The organism is Raineyella sp. LH-20, from assembly GCF_033110965.1.
Taxonomy (GTDB): Bacteria; Actinomycetota; Actinomycetes; order Propionibacteriales; family Propionibacteriaceae; genus Raineyella.
In genome coordinates this window covers 2,557,121-2,574,976 of sequence record NZ_CP137003.1, presented here as the reverse complement: position 1 = coordinate 2,574,976, position 17,856 = coordinate 2,557,121, and the positions used below count along the sequence as shown (strand labels likewise).

Sequence of the window (17,856 nt, the reverse complement as noted above, 5' to 3'; positions counted from 1 at the left end):
GGATCCGGGTCCACCGTCCCTAGACTGAGGCCCATGGACGAGCCGCGGATGCGTTACCACTCCAGGATGTGGGTCCGACCCGAGAACCTGAATGCGAACGGCACCCTCTTCGGGGGCCACCTGCTCTCCTGGATCGACGAACAGGTCGCGCTCTACACGATCGTCCAGCTCGGCAACGAACGCGTCGTCACCAAGTACATGTCCGAGATCAACTTCGTGTCTTCGGCCTGGCAGGGCGACATCATCGAGCTGGGCATCTTCCCGGTGAAGTTCGGCCGCACCTCGCTGACCCTGCGGTGCAACGTACGCAACATGGTGACCCGCGAGTCGATCATCACCGTCGACCGGATCGTGATGGTCTCGCTGGACGAGAACGGCCGGCCGCTGGAGCACGGCTATCACGACATCACCTACGCACGCGACCGGATCCCGCACCGGATGAAGCCCATCCCCCGCCCGGAGCCGCACGTGCCGGAGGCCGTCACCGGCCACGAGCCGCTGCACGACCTGGACGGCTGACGCCTGCGACACGCCGTGCCGCAGGGCGCACCGGACGCCGCAACAGCATGTACGGCGCTCTACGTACTACCTGTAGCGTAGGGAGCATGTCGATGCACACGGCCGCACATCCGGGAGTCGTCCGCACACTGCACCACGACGCCGGGGAACGTCCCCACGTCCTGGTCTGGGAAGTGACCCGCGCCTGCCAGCTGGCCTGTCGGCACTGCCGCGCGGACGCGTTCACCCGCGCGGATCCGCGACAGCTGACCACCGCGGAGGGCAAGGCGCTGCTGGACGACATCGCCGCCTACGGCACGCCGCGGCCGATCGTTATCTTCTCGGGCGGTGACGCCTTCGAGCGTCCCGACCTGGAGGAACTCATCGCGTACGGCACCGCGGCCGGCCTGCCGATCGCACTGTCGCCGTCGGTGACACCGCTGCTGACCGACGAACGGCTGGCGTCCGTACGCGAGGCCGGGGTCAAGGCGTTCTCACTGTCCCTGGACGGTGCCACGGCGGCGACCCATGACTCCTTCCGCGGCATCGACGGCACCTTCGACGCGACGCTGGAGGCCGCGAAGCTGGTGGTCAAGCACGGTTTCCGGTTCCAGGTGAACACCACGATCTGCCGCAACAACCGCGACGAACTGCCGGAGATCGTCCAGACCGTGATGGGCATGGGCGCTCACCTCTGGTACCTGCTGTTCCTCGTCCCGATGGGGCGCGGATCCAACCTCGAGTGCCTCTCGCCCGACGAGATGGAGGACGTCATGCACTGGCTGCACGACATCTCCGACCGGATCGCGATCAAGACCACCGAGGGCCAGACCTACCGGCGGGTCGCCATCCAGCGCGACGACGCGCTCGAGGCCGGGCTGCCACTGCCGGAGACGGGCCCGCTGCACGCCCGACTGATGGCACGCACCGTCGAGCTGCTCGGTGAGGGCGGCCACCGTCGGCCGCCACGACCGGCGATCGGCGTCAACTCCGGCAACGGCTTCGCCTTCATCGACCACATCGGCGACGTCTACCCGAGCGGGTTCCTGCCGTTCGACTGCGGCAACGTACGGGACCGCCCGTTCCACGAGATCTATGCCGAGGCCCCGATGATGCAGGCGCTGCGGAAGCCGTCGGAGTACAGCGGCAAGTGCGGCGCGTGCGAGTTCAACTGGATCTGCGGTGGCTCGCGGGCCCGCGCGTACGCGATGCTCGGCGACCCGCTCGCCTCCGACCCGACCTGCGCGTACGTCCCGCCCGCCTGGACCGGCGGAACCGCCGCAGTGCAGGAGTAGCGGGCCCGCAGACCGCGGTGGCGGGCAGGAGGAGTCGCCGGCCGCGGTGCACCCCGGTGGCGCCACCCCGACCTGGTCACGGTGGCGACACCCCGACGTGGTCGGTCACCGGGCTGTCATGACGGCCGCTGCAGGCCAACCCGAGGTGGCTCAGAGCCGCGTCGTGGGCGTCCCCGGCTCAGTCGGCCTGTATGGCGTTCGCTGGCTGCGCGATCCCGGTGTTGACCACGACGGTGGCCCCCGGGGACTGCGCCATCCGAAGCTGCAGCAGGGCCGGGTTGTCGGCCAGGATCCGGGCAGCATTGGCCATCGCCCGTGTCGCAGCGACCTCGGCGCGCGCCCGTTCCAGGACGGCCTTGGACCGCTGGGCCTCCAGGGCGGCCTCCGCCAGCACGGCGCGGGCATCCTGGGCCAAGGTCAGGTCGCGCACAGCCACCATCGACACGTCCAGTCCGACACGCGTGGCGGCCGACCGCGCCGGGGTGAGCAGTGCTGACGACATCGCGGCACGATCGGCGAGGACCTCGGTCAGCGTCCGGGTGGTGATCGCTTCTCGCAACGCCAACTGGATCGCCTGGTACAGGACGGCGTCGCAATCCGGTGACTCGGTCACTGCGGCGCGCGCGTCGGTGACTGTCACGTCCGCGACCGCGCTGACCCGTACGCTGACGGCGTCGGTGGTCAGGATCTCCTGTGCGTTCACGACCAGTTGACGTGGACGAACGTCGAGGATCATCGCGGTGGTCCGTCGCGGCAGCCGGTAGCGACCCGGGCCGAGCTCCTGGCTGATCACACCGTCGCGGTGCGTCACCGCCCGCTCCCACGGAGCGAGGGTGACCCGCCGGCCGAACAGCCCCGCCGTGAACTCCCTCATCTCGCCCCTACTCCGTTCCCACGCTCGTACGACTCCCACGCTCCTTGCGACGCGGCGTCCCTGGCCACCTGCCTGCCCGCGTCGCAGCCATTCCCCGGCGGCGGAGCCGGTCGACCGTTCCTTGACCGGCTGCAGGCCTCCAGCGAAGCGCCCGAAGGCAGCCACGACACGAACAGGCAGGCCTGTCCTTTACAGGGAGAACTTCCCGAGGGGACAACGCGGAGAACTGGGCGGGAAGACCCGCCCGCGCCCCTGACCCCCTCGGTGCAAGGTTCGCCCAAACAGTACCGGACCCGGCCGACCCAGGTGCGGAGCCGGCCCGCCTCCAACACAGCAAGGCCGCACAGCGCCGCCTGCCGACCCTCTGGGTCGATTCGCCCCCTCAACCGCAGCAGGGTGAACGCCGCCCCCACCACGATGGCCGCCGTGCCGATCGGTCCACCCGGCTCCGGCACCACTGAGCTGATAACGGCACCATCGCGGCCTTCGCTAGGCGAGTACCACGCAGCCACTTGGTCACCAACATCCTCACCAGCCTCATTACCCAAAATAATGTTCGCCTTGACATACTTCACCCCCTTAAAGTCGCCCACAACTGTACAGACTTTCGTTGAGCAGTTAACAGTGGCAACAGTGAAGGTTCCCCACTCGCCAACTTCCCCAGCTTTAACCTGTACACCCGCAGCAACAAATGCAGTGACGCTCAGGATGACAAGAATGATCACGCCAACGGTTCTAAGAATTCATGCGATTCGAATATGCATAACACGAAAATTGATTAGTTTCACCATCATCTTCGGCGTCTATAGTAGAGGGCATTACTGGGGCACTTGGCACACTACTGGGCAGAACCGAGTCGCGGTGCGCGGAATCCCGGGCCATGCGACGTGACGTTGCTCCCATCACCCCACTCGGGGAGGTGGCCCCTCAGGCGGCCCTCAGTACCTCGATGCTGGGCGGGTTTACAGGCTCTTCGCAGTTGAGGGTGTAGGGGCTGCTTGAGGCTGGGCGGCGCGTCGGGGCCGGAGAGGGGTCGAGGCCTTCCGAAGATGGGAGTTCTCACACAGCCCATCCAGAAGACCTCGACGTGCCTGACGCTACCTTCACATGCCCCGACCTGACCACCTTCACTCGCCTGAACGACCTCGGCCTGGAAGTCACCGCCCAGCTCCTGAAGTCCGACCACACGGTTCTGGCCTGCCGGGTCGTCGAGCCCGACGACTGGTGTGGGCGGTGCGGCTGTCAGGGCGTGGCGCGCGATACGGTCCTGCGGCGGTTGGCGCACGAGCCGTTCGGGTGGCGCCCCACCACGCTGCTGGTCACCGTTCGGCGCTACCGCTGCACCGAGTGTGGCCACGTGTGGCGCCAGGACACCACCAAGGCGGCCCAGCCGCGGGCCAAGATCTCCCGTGCAGGACTGCGGTGGGCCCTGGTCGGGATCGTCTGCCAACACCTGTCCATGGCACGGGTCGCCGAAGGACTGAGGGTCTCGTGGAACACCGCGAATACCGCGGTCCTGGCCGAAGGACGCCGTGTCCTGATCGCCGATCCGGCCCGCCTCGACGGGGTGCGGGCGATCGGGGTCGATGAGCACGTGTGGCGCCACACCCGTCGCGGCGACAAGTACGTCACCGTGATCATCGACCTCACCCCGGTCCGCGACGGAACTGGTCCCGCTCGCCTGCTCGACATGGTCGAGGGCCGCTCCAAGCAGGCGTTCAAGGCCTGGCTCGCCGAACAGGACCAGGACTGGCGCGACCGGGTGGAGGTTGTCGCTATGGACGGCTTCAGCGGGTTCAAGACCGCCACCAGCGAGGAACTGCCCGACGCGATCGCCGTGATGGATCCCTTCCACGTGGTCCGCCTGGCCGCCGAGGCTCTCGATACCTGCCGGCGCCGGGTCCAGCAGGCCCTCCACGGTCACCGCGGCCGGGCCGGCGACCCGCTCTACTCGGCCCGACGGACCCTGCACACCGGCATCGACCTGCTCACCGACAAACAGAAGACACGCATCCAGGCCCTGTTCGCCGGCGATGAGCACGTCGAGGTCGAGGCCACCTGGGCCATCTACCAGCGGATGATCGCGGCCTACCGCGACCCCGACCCCGGCCAGGGCCGCACCCGTATGCAGGCCGTGATCGAGGCCATCAGCAGCGGCGTCCCCGGTTCGCTGATCGAGATCATCACCCTCGGCCGCACGATGAAGAAGCGCGCCGCCGACGTCCTGGCCTACTTCGAGCGCCCGGGCACCAGCAACGGCCCCACCGAGGCCATCAATGGTCGGCTGGAACACCTGCGAGGATCAGCCCTCGGCTTCCGCAACCTCACCAACTACATCGCCCGCTGCCTGCTCGAAGCCGGCGGATTCAGACCCCACCTACACCCCGGATTATGAAGAGCCGGTTTACACTATTGCCGACAGTGTGATCTAGATCACAGGAGGCACCATGTCCACCATCAACACGACGGCCGATCTCTATCGCGAAGTGCGCGGAAAGGGCCCGGCAGTCCTGTTCATCACGGGTGCCACCGGCGACGCCGGACAGTTCCGTCGAACAGCGGAGGCCCTCGCCGACGAGTTCACGATCATCACGTACGACCGGCGAGGCAACTCACGGAGCCGGGCCGGCAGCGAGGACCCGGCATCCGCGACGATGGCCGCGCAGGCCGACGACGCCGCAGCCCTGATCCGCGACTGCGGCATCGATCGGGCGGTCGCCTTCGGCACCAGCGGCGGAGCGATCATCACCCTCAGCCTGATCGCACGCCATCCGGAGGTCGTCCGGGCCGCGATCGTCCATGAGCCGCCTCTGATGGGCCTGCTCCCGCCGGCGGAGGGCCCGAATCCCTTCGCGCCGATCTTCCAACTGGCCCAGACCGATCCCGGAGCCGCCGTGGAACTCTTCATCAGTGGACAGGTGAGCGCGCAGGCCTGGGCTGATCTGGAGCCCGACACCCGCGAACGGATGCGCGGCAACGGTGACACGTTGTTCGGTCGGGAGTTCGAGCAGTTCGTCACGAACGATCCTGACACGGATGCGATCCGCGCCAGCCGGGTGCCGGTCGACTTCCTGCACAGCACGGACGGCCTGCCCGTTGCCGGGCTGATCGAGTCCATCCTCATCGAACGTCTGGGAGGCCCCAGCGCGACCATCACCGGGAATCAGGCCGTGACCGGACACCATGCGCCCTACCTCAACACCCCAGACCTCTTCGCCGAGGAGCTGCGCCCGATCCTGCGGCGGCTCGCTGCGCCAGTCGAGGCGGGGTAAGGGTCACCGCCGACCACCAGCCCCACTCGCCATTCTCGAATCCCCGCGCCTCGACGAAGCTTCGTGCCGCCGAAAGAATTGCTGGGGTGCGGTCGGCGGCGATCACGGTCCCAGAAATGCCGACATGCCCGCAAAGTGGGGCAAATAGTGCCCGTCGGTCCGCACCCGAGATTGGGCGGGACGGTTTCGCCACCCTCTGCGTGTTGCTGGTCGACCGGTTACACCGTCGAGCCACGGGATTGAACGATTCCGCCTATGTTGCAGATCACATCATTTCACACTTGTAGCACCGGACAGTTGAGCCGGGCGCGAGAGACTCGGGCCGAGGGAACAGGGATCGGTCGTCGTCGCTCATTTCCCTGAGGAGGAATCATGTCCACATCTTTCGATCCTCTCCGCGACACGGTACGAGGTGACCTCATCCAGCCCGGGGACGATCGGTACGAGTCTGCGAGGCACGTGTTCAACGGGATGATCGACAAACGTCCCGCCGCAGTGCTGCGAGTGTCGCAGGTCGCCGATGTCATCGCCGCGGTCCGGTTCGCACGCGAAGGTGGGCTGGACCTCGCCGTCCGGGGCGGTGGGCACAGCGCGCCGGGGTTCGGGACGGTCGATGGCGGGCTCGTCCTCGACCTCTCGGCGCACCGCGGGGTACGGGTGGATCCCGTGTCGAGGCGTGCCTGGGTTGAGCCCGGCGCCACCTGGGCCGACTACAACCACGCCACGCACGCCTTCGGGCTCGCGAGCACGGGCGGGATCATCGGCTCGACCGGGGTCGCGGGGCTCACGCTCGGCGGAGGGATCGGATACCTCGCACGCAAGTACGGACTCGCCTGCGACAACCTCGTGTCCGCCGACGTCGTGCTCGCCGATGGAACCTTCGTCCACGCCAACGAGGAAGAGCACCCCGACCTGTTCTGGGCCCTGCGCGGCGGGAGCGGCAACTACGGAATCGTCACCTCGTTCGAGTTCGAGGTGCATCCGTTGGACATGGTGCACGTGGGACTGATCTTCTACGACGCCGCGAGGGGCGTGGAGGCGGGAGCGGCCTATCGCGCATGGCTCGCGTCCGAACCGGAGGAGATGGGGGCTTTCCTCGGATTCCACCAGGGTCCACCGGTGCCGTTCCTGCCCGAGGAGTGGCACAACCGGCCCGTCGCGGTCGTCGCGGGAATGTGGACAGGGTCCGTCGATGAGGGACCGGCTCACTGGAAGCCGATGCTCGACGCGGCCCCGGTCCTCGGATCGTTCTTCGCTCCCATGCCCTACCCGGCTCTCAATACGATGTTCGACGGGCTCAACGGGGTGCGGGGGCTCCAGGGCTACTGGAAGGCGGACTTCCTCGCGTCGCTGACCGACGACGCGCTACGCGTCGCCGTCGAGTACTCGCCGGGGATCCCCACGGCGCACTCGGCGAACCACTTCTATCCGATCGACGGGGCGGTGCAGCGTGTCGCATCGGACGCGACGGCGTTCCCCTATCGGGGTGTTCGCTTCGCTCCGGTGATCGCCGGTCAGTGGCCTGACGAATCGGAGAACGCGAAGAATGTCCAATGGGTCCGCGATTACTGGGCTGCACTGCATCAGTATTCCGAGCCCGGTGGCTACATCAACTTCCAGGACCGGGACGACCAGGCGCGGATCGAGGACAACTACGCCGCCAATTTCGCCCGACTCGCACGGATCAAGGCCGTGTACGATCCCGACAATTTCCTCCACGTGAACCAGAACATCAGACCTGCAACCTGAGTGTCCCATCGGTCCGGTCCGCCATGGGCCACTCGGTCCGGTCCGCCATGGGCCACTCGGTCCGGTCCGCGCCGACTGGGCCGAACGATGGTGCGCCAGGTGGGGCTTGAACCCACGACCGACGGATTATGAGTCCGCTGCTCTGACCGGCTGAGCTACTGGCACGTCCCCACGATTCTAGGGGCCTAGGACGGCGTCCCTGCGGCCCCCAGCCGATCGGCCAGCGCGGTCAGCCACTCCGCCATCCCGTCGGTCCCGGCCAGGATGATGTCCGCCCGCTCCGCGAGCGGACTGTCCTCGCCGGGCATCCGGGGGAAGACCAACAGCGTCGTACGCCCCTGCTCCCGCAGGGCGGCCACGGCATCGTACGCGGCGATGTCGCCCAGGTCGTCGCCCGCGTAGACGAACGTCGCGGGATCGAGCCGGGCCGCCAGGGCCCGCACCGCATCACCTTTGTCGAAGCCGCCCGCCCGGATCTCCAGCACGTTCTTGCCCGGTTCCACCCGCAGCCCGTGGTCGTGGGCCAGTGCCGCCACCGGAGCGGCGAGGTCGGCGAGCGCACCCTCGGGGTCGGCCAGTCGCCGGGTGTGCACCGCGACCGCCCTCCCCTTGTCCTCGACCCAGGCCTCGGGGTGCCCGGCGGCGGCCAGCAGGGCCGGCAGGGCGGCCTTCACCGCGACAACAGCGTCGGGCACCGGCGGCGCGACGACCTGCCCGGTGGCCGCCTCCCACACCTCGACGCCGTACTGGCCCATCACGACCAGGTGTTCCAGGCCGGCGCCGTCGGCGAGTCCGCCGAGCGCCACCGCCTGGGAGGCGGGCCGGCCGGTGATCACGGCCACCTGCAGCAGGTGCGGCGCGATCCGCCGCAGCGCGGCGATCGACGCCGGATGTGCGTACGCCCGCTCGGGATCGGGAACGATCGGCGACAGGGTGCCGTCGAAGTCGAGCGCGAGGACCGTACGGTCCGGCGCGGCGAGCACGGCCTCGATCTTGTCCATGGCCCCACTCTGGCACGGGATGGATCGCTACGGCACAGGATAGATTGGGTGGCACCGACGGGAGGATGGTCACGATGTCCGAGGCAACAGCCGAGCACCAACGGGCCGATTTCGTCGTCGTGGCGAACCGGCTTCCGGTGGACCGTACGACCGACGCCGAGGGAGCGGTCGCCTGGCGTACGTCGCCCGGCGGTCTGGTCACCGCGCTGGAGCCGGTGATGCAGGAGCGCCACGGCGCGTGGGTCGGCTGGCCCGGCGTCCCCGGCGAGGCGATCGACCCGTTCGACTACACCGGCTACCACCTTGTGCCGGTGCCGCTCAGCGCGGCGGAGATCGAGGACTATTACGAGGGTTTCTCCAACGGGACGCTGTGGCCGCTCTACCACGACGTCGTGGCGAAGCCCGAGTACCACCGCGAATGGTGGGACGCCTACCACGCCGTCAACGAGCGGTTCGCCGAGGCGACGATCCGGGCCGCTGCCCCCGGCGCCACCGTCTGGGTGCAGGACTACCAGCTCCAGCTGGTGCCGCAGATGCTGCGCCGGCGCCGGCCCGACCTGCGGATCGGCTTCTTCCTGCACATCCCGTTCCCGCCGATCGAACTGTTCCAACAACTGCCGTGGCGCCGCCAGATCATCGAAGGCCTGCTCGGGGCCGACATCATCGGCTTCCAGACCCCCGGCGGGGCACAGAACTTCATCCGGATCACCCGCCAGCGCCTCAAGCTGGAGACCCACCGCGAGGTGATCACGCTGCCGACGGGACGATCCACCCGGGCGAAGGCCTATCCGATCTCGATCGACGCGAAGAGCTTCGAGTCGCTCGCGCAGACCCGCGCCGTGCAGGACCGCGCCCGCGAGTTGCGCCACGAGCTGGGCGACCCGGAGGTGCTCTTCCTCGGTGTGGACCGGCTCGACTACACCAAGGGCATCTACCACCGGCTCCGGGCGTACGGCGAGCTGGTCGCCGAACGGGTCATCGACCCCAGGAAGGCGGCCTTCCTGCAGGTGGCCACCCCCTCGCGGGAGCGGGTCGAGGAGTACAAGCGGCTGCGCGACGAGGTGAACATGCTCGTCGGCCGGATCAACGGCGACCTGGGAGACCTGCGCCGTCCCGCGATCACCTACCTGCACACCTCCGTCGCGCGTCCCGAGCTGACCGCCATGTACACCGCGGCCGACATCTGCGTGGTGACCCCACTGCGGGACGGGATGAACCTGGTCTGCAAGGAGTACGTCGCCTGCCGCAGCGCCACCAACGGGGCGCTGGTGCTCAGCGAGTTCGCCGGAGCCGCCGGCGAACTGCGGCAGGCGTACATGATCAATCCGTACGACATCAACAGCATGAAACATGGGATGACTCTCGCGATGAACGACACCGTCCAAAACAAGCGCCGGCGGATGCGGGCGCTGCGCCGCCAGGTGTTCACCCACGATATCGAGGCCTGGGCGACCTCGTTCCTCGACGACCTGGCCGCGCTTCCCGCGCCGGCACAGGCGCCGGCCCCAGCATCGGCGCCGCAGACCGGGGCAACGGCATGAGGTGGCGGCGGGAGAGCCTCCCGGCCGACGTACGCCGCGCGGCCGCCGCCGCGGTGGCCGCGGCAGGTCCCGGGAGTGCGGACGCAGGCAGGATGCTGGCCTGGGGACGGTACGGCGAGCGCTACGCGCTCGGCTTCCCTGGTCACCTGGTCTATGACGACGGCACCGGCTGGCAGGTGCTGGCCTGGCACCGGATCGTACGGGGCGGCTGGGACAAGGACATCCGCCGGCTCAGCTGGGTCGATTACGACGGCCACCGCGGCGAACTCCCCCTCGAGGAGCCCAGGAGCCTTCCGGAGCTGTTCAAGGAACGGGTCGAGGCCAGCATCATGGTCCGCCGCCAGGTATCGGTGCCCGGCACCAAGAACGGCGTCGTGGTGGTCGGCCGCCGCGTGCTGGGAGCCGAGCCCGCGGTGCTGGAATGGCACGCCTCGCTCAACAAGGGCACCCACTGGTCCGACCCCGGCGCACGCGAGGCGGCCGAGACGGCACTCGCCGAGCTGAAGGCCGACTACGACCCGTACGACGCCTGACGGTCCGGGAGCGGCACGAGCGGCCCTCGATTTGGTCGGTCCGCCACGCCGGTGCTAGTGTTCATTCTCGGCGCCAGCGCGGCTGGCACCTGATCCTCCGTAGCTCAATTGGCAGAGCATTCGACTGTTAATCGAAGGGTTACTGGTTCGAGTCCAGTCGGGGGAGCCACCGAAAACACGCTCCGACAAGGGTAAACACCCTGTCGGGGCGATTTCGTTTCTCGAGCGTGCAACATACGCGCACCATGATCCATGCTTCTGGGGTCTCGCGATGTCGTCCGTCACGCGGGACCCGGTCGATCGTCGCGCCACGCCGCCCCCATCGCCTCGAAGCGGTGCTCCAGGGCCGCCAGACGCGCCTCGAGCACCCCGGAGGGTGCCCCACCAGCGACAGCGCCCTCCACGGCGCCCTCCTCCACCGCCGCGCGACGCTGCCGACCGCGGACGAAGAACAGATAGCCGACGAGCAGGGTGACCAGCAGGGCGACCCCGACGACGGCGAAGCGCAGACCGGACTGGCGGCCCTGCAGCGTCATGATGACGCTGTACACCATCGTGAACACCCCGCCGAGCAGGATCCCGTTGGAGAGCACCGGCAGCCGGTCGCTGCGGACCAGGGACAGCACCATGATGACCGTGGCGCAGACGACCAGGATGATCGAGGTGTTGAGGGCCCAGACGGCTTGTGAGCGCTGGTAGGCGTCCTGGACGGCCTGGCCGTCCATGCTCGGGATCGGTGGACCCGGATAGAACGTGTTGACCCCCACCCCGACGAAGGCCACGAGCATCAGCCCGAGGAAGACCGAGTAGAGCACCTGCAGGAACGCATTCCGTGGAGCAGACATGGCGCCTCCTCGATCGAAGCGGATACTCCAGTCTAGGATGGCGTGCCGCGCCGCGGCGTCGATCCGTACGGGTCATCGGCCCGCCAGGCCCACCTCACGAAGCAGCCCCAGCGCGCCGGCAGAGGCCGTCATCGGTCAATGATGGCGCCTCGACCAGGCACTCTCGTGATCCTTGCCCACGATCAGGTGGGCGATGAAGATGATCCTGTCTGCCCGCATCCAACTGGTGCCCGACTCGATCGGAATGCCCTGCTCGTCGTAGTTGGTGCGGTGGATGACCAACAAGGGGGCCCCGACGTCGATCCCCAGCAGGTCCGCCTCACGAGTGCCCGCCGGTTCGACCTCGATCGATTCCTCGCCCCAGGTCAACTGGACCTGGTACTGCTCCGCCAGCAGGCGGTGAAGGGAACCGTCCGCCGCAAGACTGTCCACCAAGCCGGGGAAGCGATCGACCGACAGGACGGATGTCTCGACACACATCGGAACACCGTCGGCCATCCTCAGTCGATCCAGCCGCCAGATCGGGGCCGCTGCGTCGATCTCCAGCTGAGCCGCTCGTTCCGGGGTGGCCGGCTCGCGCGCGGATCCCAGGATGCGCGACATCGCCACCATCCCATTGGCGGCCGCCTGCTCGGTGAAGCTCGCCGCATACAGCGGCCACTCCATCTTGGCGCCGGCCACGAAAGTGCCGGAGCCCTGCCGCCGAACGATCCGACCTTGCGCGACCAGTTCGTTCAGAGCTTGCCGAACGGTGGTGCGCGACGTGCCGAACTGCTCAGCCAACGTCCTTTCCGTCGGCAGCATCGCCCCCGGTTCCTGCCCCTCGATCATCTGCAGCAGGTGCCGTTTGACCACGATGTACTTCAGTTCGGAGCTGCTCTGCGATTCGGACATCAAATCCTCCTGCGCATTGTCATCCGGCGAGGCAGACCAACACGATAACGCAGGATCAGCATGGAACACCCCGTCCGAAACCTTCCGTGGAACACGGATGCCCGTTGCACTGTTCCTGGACAGAGGAACAGTGCAACGGGCATCGTGTTCAGCCCTGGTGCGTCACTGGGCGGCGAGGACTCAGTCGCAGGAGGCCGCCGCATACGGGACGTCGAACGTCATCGTTGTGGCGTCAGCTCCGGAGCCGCTCGTCACGACCACGCTCGCCGTGCCTGCATCGACCGCGTCCTGACGAGTGTTGAACGCCTGCTCCGCGACCTTGCCCGGCTGGATCACCGGGTAGGTCTTCACACCGAACGGGGTCGCGATCCGGGCCGAGACCCTTCCGTCCACCGGGTTGAGCCCCTACACCGCGAGATGCACCTTGCTTCCGACGCACTTCGCTTGAGCCGAAACGGCACCCACAGTCACCTGCGTGTTGGCCGTCACGGAGTTGATATACGCCGGGTCGATCGTCGCCACGGTCGCCGTGTAGTTCCCGGCCTTGGCGTACGTGTGCTGTCCGCGTACGGAGAACTGGCCGTTGCCGAGCGGCACGACGGTGGCCGTCGACCGCGTGAGGTCACCCCAGTTGATCACGGCGGTCAGCGCGGAGGCCGACGAACCGGTGACGCGTGCGACCTCGCCGTTGAACTCGACACCGTTGGCCACGGCCACCGGCGTGCCGGTGACGGTCGGTGCAGCGGGCTCGTGGACGAGTTGCGGGTAGAACACGCGAGCCACGGAGCGCAGCTCGGCGTTGTTGGAGCCGGAGGTGGAGTTCAGCTGCCAGGAGAAGAACCCGTTCAGGCCCATATCCTTCGCGTACTGTGCCCGGAGGGCCAGCGTCTGCGGGGACTCAGCAGAGCAGACACGCTTCTGCACCGGGTCGAAGAACCACTGGTTCTTGGTGGTGTCGTCCCAGTACACGAGGACACTACGGTCGTCACGCTGCGCGTTGGCCCAGTTCACGGCGTTGGTCCCTGAGCCACATCCGGTCGCCGTCCACGGCTGCCACATGCCGCCGTTGGTCGTGTCACCGACGACGAAGCCGCGGCCGCCGGTGAACATCGCGCCCCAGGTGATCTTGTTCGGTGCGACACCCTGGTCGATGAACAGCCGGATCATCGCGTCACCGGAGTTGTACGGATCGCCCGTGGTGTCCTTCGGGTCTGCGTACAGCGGCTGGTTCGGCATCGACACCGGCACGTAGCCCGTGCCCATCTCGTACGTCATGATGTTGATCGAGTCGAGGGCCTTGCCCAGGAAGTCCAGGTCGAAGCTCTTGAGCACGTCGTACGGCGCACCGGTGACCCCGTTGCCGCTGTCCTGCCAGCGGCCGGCAGGAAGCGCGGCCGTCATCCAGAAGTCGCGACGGTTGAGTCCGTTGGCGTCGGCGTACGCGTCGAGCTGCTTGCGGAACTCGTTGACCAGCAGGTTCATGTTCTCCCGGTCGTTCGCGTCGTAGCCGATGTCCGGCATACCACCGGCGGTCGGGAACTCCCAGTCGAGATCGAACCCGTCGGCGACGCCATTCGTGATGAAGGCGTCCATGCACGAACTGACGAACTTCTCGCGCGACTCCGGTGTCCGGGCGACCTGGGAGAAGTACCGTGCTCCCCAGCCGCCGATCGAACGGATGACCCTGAGGTCCGGTTGTTTGGCGCGCTGCGCCAGGACGGCGTCGATGCCGGCCTGGCTCGCTGTCGTACACCTACCTCCGGCATCGCCCAGGGCGGGGTCGGTGATGGTCGAGAACGCCCACTGGAAGTCGGTGACGACCGACATGTCGATGGTCGAGAAGTTGGGTGTGCCTTGCAGCAGGTAGCCGCCGATCACGGGCGCCGACGGCGCCGGGACCTCCTCGTACGGCACGGTGGCCGACGCGGGGTCAGGCTCGGCGGCGACAGCGGTCGGCGCGATGCCGGCGGACAGCCCGGTGACCAGTGCGACGGCGGCGACGATCGCCCCGGTGCGCCGGCAGAAGACGTTGCTGATGGAGAGGGATGTGAGCACAGTTCCTCCTTTGGATCCTGTGATCTGTTGTGGATCCGAGCCGAAGTGAGTGCGGGCCTGTCGGTCACGGGCTCGGGTCGCCACCGCCGCCACGGCGGGGCGCGTGAAACTGCGACAGGCGGAATTCTCGGAGGGCATCACAGAACCTGCTGATCAGCGGCGGCGCGCGGTCTCGCGCAGCACACGGCGCCTTCAGGCAGAAGTCCGTGCCGACACTCCCCAGGTCCATCTGACCATCCTTGGTCTAGACCAATGTTCTGCCTGTGAGTCTTGAGGAGAGCCACCGACCTGTCAATCGATGCAACCGATCTCACACTCGCTTCGGCGTGCCGCCGTGGCGACGCCGTCCGCAGGACGGGCCTCGTGACGACGACCGTTGCGTGTGCGCCTCATCGCCCGGCCAGGCACACCTCCCGCAGCCGCTCGAGCGCCGCGGCCTCGACCAGCCGGACAGTCTTCACCGGGATCCCCAGGGCCGCCGCAGTGGCGGTCTGGGTCCGGGCCTGCCGACCCGCCAGCCCGAAGCGATGGGTGAGCACCGCCCGCTCCCGGCGGGTCAGTTCCCGCCAACCGTCCGCCAGCTCCACCGCACCCGGCTCGTCGTCGCCCACTGCGGTGTCGTCGCGCCACCAGGTCGCCTCCAGCTCTTCCACGCCGTGGATGGAGGCGGTGGTCACCACCTGCTCGCCTGCCGCGGCGGCCGCCCGCAGCCGCCGGACCGGGATCCGGATGCCACCGCGATCCAGGCGGCGAGCCTCCGCGATCCGACCACGGACGTAGGGCACCGCCCAGGTCGAGAACCGCGTCCCCCTGGCCCAGTCGAAGCCCGCCAGCGCCTCGGCCAGCCCCAGACAGCCCTCCTGGATCAGGTCGTCGCGGTCCTGGGCGGAGCCGCCGGCGTCGCGGCGTACGACATGGATGACCAGGCCGAGATTGGCGGCCAGGAAGCGCTCCCGGGCCTGCTCCCCCCGTTCCACGACCGCCCGCAGGTCGCCCGGCGTGGCGAACGGACAGGACGTCCGCGTCTCCAGCAGGTGGCGGGCGAACACCCCGGCCTCGATCGTCCTCGCCAGGTCGCCTTCCTCCTGCGCGGTGAGTCGGGGTGGGTGGCGCGGGCTCGCTGGCGACGGAGGATGGGCGGGCGCTGTGGTGCCGGCGTGGGTCATGTCCCCACCCTCTGACCACTGTCGGCGTGTCGCACCCACCGGGTCGACCGCTGTGGACAACCGGATCACGGTCAAGCCTCGGCTGTGGACCGTTCCGCCGGTCAAGGGGTCGTGACGGGCGCTGCCGTACGTCGATCAGTCCGGGACGGCCACCGACCGGGCCTGCAGATCCTTGCGGGCGGTCTCCCAGGCGAGCAGGTCGGTGAACATCCCACGGTGCTCCTCGGCGTGCTCGATCGGGTTCGTCCGCTGCATGCGGCCCTTCAGCGTGACGATCGCCTCGTTGACCCGCTGCAACTGGAGCCGTGCGGCGTAGGCATCGGCGTAGCGAGGATCCGGCTCCCGCAGCAGCGGCTCCACCGACAGGGCGATCAGCACCTGCTCGGCGTTGGCATCGTCGCAGCCCTCCCGGAGCAGTTGCATCCACGCCGTGGAATCGAACCGGTCGGGCACCGCACCGCTCGGATCGCCGTACATCGAGAACACCAGGCGCGCGGTCTGCGCGATCCGACGGTAGGTCGGGTGGGCGAAATCGTCCGATTCCAACCCGCCCCAATCGGCGCTGAACATCCACGGCACCTGGACCAGCAGCTGCGCCGTGCCCCGCTCGATCACCAGGCCCGGGTCACGCGGATCGGGCAGCGGCAGCACCCGCTCCGCGCCAGCGCTCCCCTCCCTGTCCGGGGTCGGCGGCTCCGGCGCCACGACCGGCTCGACCGGCGCAGCGCCTCGCGACCGGCCGCCCCCGGCCTGGCCGCCCGGTGTCTGGCCGGCGCCCGACGGGCCGGTCCGCTCGGCCCGGGCCACCTCGCGCCGGACCTCCTCCAGGTCCATCCCCAGCATGCCGGCCAGTTCGTGGACGTACGCCGCCACCAGGGACCGGTCCCGGATCGAGGCGACCAACGGAGCCGCGCCCCGCAGTGCGGCCACCCGCCCGTCGGCACGGTCGAGGTCGTACTCGGCGAGGACGTTGTCCATCACGAAGCGATACAGCGGGACGCGCCGGCCGATCAGTTCCCGCACCGCCGCATCGCCCTCGTTGATCCGCAGGTCGCACGGATCCCAGCCGTGCGGCTCCACGGCGACGTACGTCTGGGTGATGAAGTTGCGATCGCCCTTGAAGACCTTGAGGGCGGCGGCCTGGCCGGCGGCGTCGCCGTCGAAGGTGAAGACCACCTCACCCTGGGTGGCCGAGGTCTGGCCGATCAGCCGCTGCAGGATCCGGGCATGGTCGTCGCCGAACGCGGTGCCGCAGGACGCGACGGCGGTGTCCACCCCGGACAGGTGCGCGGCCATCACGTCGGTGTAGCCCTCCACGACGACCGCCTGGGACTTCTTCGCGATCGGCTGGCGGGCCAGATCGAGCCCGTAGAGGACGTGCGACTTCTTGTAGACGCTGGTCTCGGGGGTGTTGAGGTACTTGGCCGGCATCCGGTCGTCGTCGAACAGTCGCCGCGCCCCGAAGCCGAGCACCACGCCCCCGGCATCACGGATCGGCCAGATCAGCCGGCCCTGGAAGAAGTCCCAGCCGCCGTTCTCCCGGATCAGCCCGGCGCGGACCAACTCGTCGTCGCGGAACCCGCGCTGGCGCAGGTGCCCGTGCAGGTCCCGCCCACCCCGCGGGGCGAATCCGATGCCGAAGTGCTCGGCCGCCTGACGGTCGAAGCCACGCCCGTCGAGGAACCGTCGCCCGACCAGCGCGTCGGGGGTGGTGAGCTGCTCGGCGAAGAACTCCGCGGCCAGCCGGTTCGCCTCGGTCAGCCGGCGGCGATTGCCCGCGTCCGAGCTCCGTCCACCGTCGTCGATGTAGCGCAGCTGGACGCCGACCTGGTCGGCCAGCCGCTCCACCGCCTCGACGAACGACAGGTTCTCCTTCTTCTGCAGGAAGGTGATCGCGTCGCCGCCCTCACCACACCCGAAGCAGTAGTAGAGCCCCCGCGCGGGCGTGACCTGGAAGCTGGGCGTCTTCTCGTCGTGGAACGGACACAGCCCCTTGAGCGACCCCGCTCCCGCCCGGCGCAGTGTCACGTACGGACTCACCACGTCGTCGATGCGGGCGCGCTCCCGCACCAGGGCGATATCCTCCTCATTGATCCGGCCTGCCACAAGGCGTCAGTCTACGTGGCCGGCCGG

The 17,856-nt window shown here is 68.5% G+C and carries 15 protein-coding genes and 2 tRNA genes; 8 read left to right on the top strand and 9 right to left on the bottom strand.

Annotated elements, in window-relative coordinates; genetic code table 11:
- Positions 1-33: 33 nt before the first annotated feature.
- Both R0146_RS11325 and R0146_RS11320 read left to right on the top strand, forming a co-directional pair.
- Positions 34-519, top strand: coding sequence for an acyl-CoA thioesterase (locus R0146_RS11325; RefSeq protein WP_317689731.1), 486 nt, complete (start codon positions 34-36; stop codon positions 517-519).
- A gap of 86 nt (positions 520-605) precedes the next feature.
- Positions 606-1,793 (top strand): TIGR04053 family radical SAM/SPASM domain-containing protein, encoded by a 1,188-nt coding sequence (locus tag R0146_RS11320; RefSeq protein ID WP_317689729.1) that lies wholly within the window; start codon positions 606-608, stop codon positions 1,791-1,793.
- Positions 1,794-1,971: 178 nt separating this feature from the next.
- Here R0146_RS11320 and R0146_RS11315 read toward each other — a convergent pair whose 3' ends face one another.
- Positions 1,972-2,667, bottom strand: a complete 696-nt coding sequence (locus R0146_RS11315) for an SPFH domain-containing protein (RefSeq protein ID WP_317689727.1) — start codon at positions 2,665-2,667, stop codon at positions 1,972-1,974.
- 1,087 nt (positions 2,668-3,754) lie between these two features.
- Here R0146_RS11315 and R0146_RS11310 point away from each other — a divergent pair.
- The 3 genes from R0146_RS11310 (at position 3,755) to R0146_RS11300 (ending at position 7,688) form a co-directional block, all read left to right on the top strand.
- A complete protein-coding gene (locus R0146_RS11310; RefSeq protein WP_317689725.1) occupies positions 3,755-5,062 on the top strand; it encodes an ISL3 family transposase in 1,308 nt (435 codons plus the stop codon).
- Positions 5,063-5,114: 52 nt separating this feature from the next.
- On the top strand, positions 5,115-5,939 hold the full coding sequence (locus R0146_RS11305; protein ID WP_317689723.1) for an alpha/beta fold hydrolase: 825 nt from the start codon (positions 5,115-5,117) through the stop codon (positions 5,937-5,939).
- Positions 5,940-6,311: 372 nt separating this feature from the next.
- Positions 6,312-7,688 (top strand): FAD-binding oxidoreductase, encoded by a 1,377-nt coding sequence (locus tag R0146_RS11300; protein WP_317689721.1) that lies wholly within the window; start codon positions 6,312-6,314, stop codon positions 7,686-7,688.
- Between the two features lie 88 nt (positions 7,689-7,776).
- Here the strand turns inward: R0146_RS11300 and R0146_RS11295 are convergent.
- Positions 7,777-7,853, bottom strand: a tRNA-Ile gene (locus tag R0146_RS11295).
- Between the two features lie 20 nt (positions 7,854-7,873).
- Entirely contained in the window at positions 7,874-8,689 is an 816-nt protein-coding gene (gene otsB / locus R0146_RS11290) for a trehalose-phosphatase (RefSeq protein ID WP_317689719.1), read from the bottom strand.
- A 74-nt stretch (positions 8,690-8,763) separates the two neighbouring features.
- Between otsB and R0146_RS11285 the strand changes: the two genes are divergently transcribed.
- The 3 genes from R0146_RS11285 to R0146_RS11275 all read left to right on the top strand — a co-directional run bounded on the left by R0146_RS11285 (position 8,764) and on the right by R0146_RS11275 (position 10,932).
- Positions 8,764-10,230 carry an alpha,alpha-trehalose-phosphate synthase (UDP-forming) gene (locus tag R0146_RS11285; protein WP_317689716.1) on the top strand — a complete coding sequence of 489 codons (1,467 nt, stop codon included), beginning with the start codon at positions 8,764-8,766 and terminating at the stop codon, positions 10,228-10,230.
- Complete coding sequence (locus R0146_RS11280) at positions 10,227-10,763, top strand: hypothetical protein (RefSeq protein WP_317689714.1); 537 nt, start codon at positions 10,227-10,229, stop codon at positions 10,761-10,763. Before R0146_RS11285 ends, R0146_RS11280 begins: the two co-directional genes overlap by 4 nt.
- Before the next feature lie 93 nt (positions 10,764-10,856).
- Positions 10,857-10,932, top strand: a tRNA-Asn gene (locus R0146_RS11275).
- Positions 10,933-11,044: 112 nt separating this feature from the next.
- Here R0146_RS11275 and R0146_RS11270 read toward each other — a convergent pair.
- The 6 genes from R0146_RS11270 to dnaG form a co-directional block, all read right to left on the bottom strand.
- Entirely contained in the window at positions 11,045-11,608 is a 564-nt protein-coding gene (locus R0146_RS11270; protein ID WP_317689712.1) for a hypothetical protein, read from the bottom strand.
- Between the two features lie 135 nt (positions 11,609-11,743).
- Entirely contained in the window at positions 11,744-12,502 is a 759-nt protein-coding gene (locus tag R0146_RS11265; RefSeq protein WP_317689710.1) for a GntR family transcriptional regulator, read from the bottom strand.
- Positions 12,503-12,682: 180 nt separating this feature from the next.
- Entirely contained in the window at positions 12,683-12,895 is a 213-nt protein-coding gene (locus R0146_RS11260) for a hypothetical protein (RefSeq protein ID WP_317689708.1), read from the bottom strand.
- Positions 12,896-12,907: 12 nt separating this feature from the next.
- Entirely contained in the window at positions 12,908-14,557 is a 1,650-nt protein-coding gene (locus R0146_RS11255; protein ID WP_317689706.1) for a glycoside hydrolase family 18 protein, read from the bottom strand.
- A 389-nt stretch (positions 14,558-14,946) separates the two neighbouring features.
- A complete protein-coding gene (locus tag R0146_RS11250) occupies positions 14,947-15,723 on the bottom strand; it encodes a sigma-70 family RNA polymerase sigma factor (RefSeq protein ID WP_317689704.1) in 777 nt (258 codons plus the stop codon).
- Between the two features lie 135 nt (positions 15,724-15,858).
- Positions 15,859-17,829: a DNA primase gene (dnaG, locus tag R0146_RS11245; RefSeq protein WP_317689702.1), complete on the bottom strand. Its 1,971-nt coding sequence runs from the start codon at positions 17,827-17,829 to the stop codon at positions 15,859-15,861.
- Positions 17,830-17,856 lie beyond the last annotated feature (27 nt).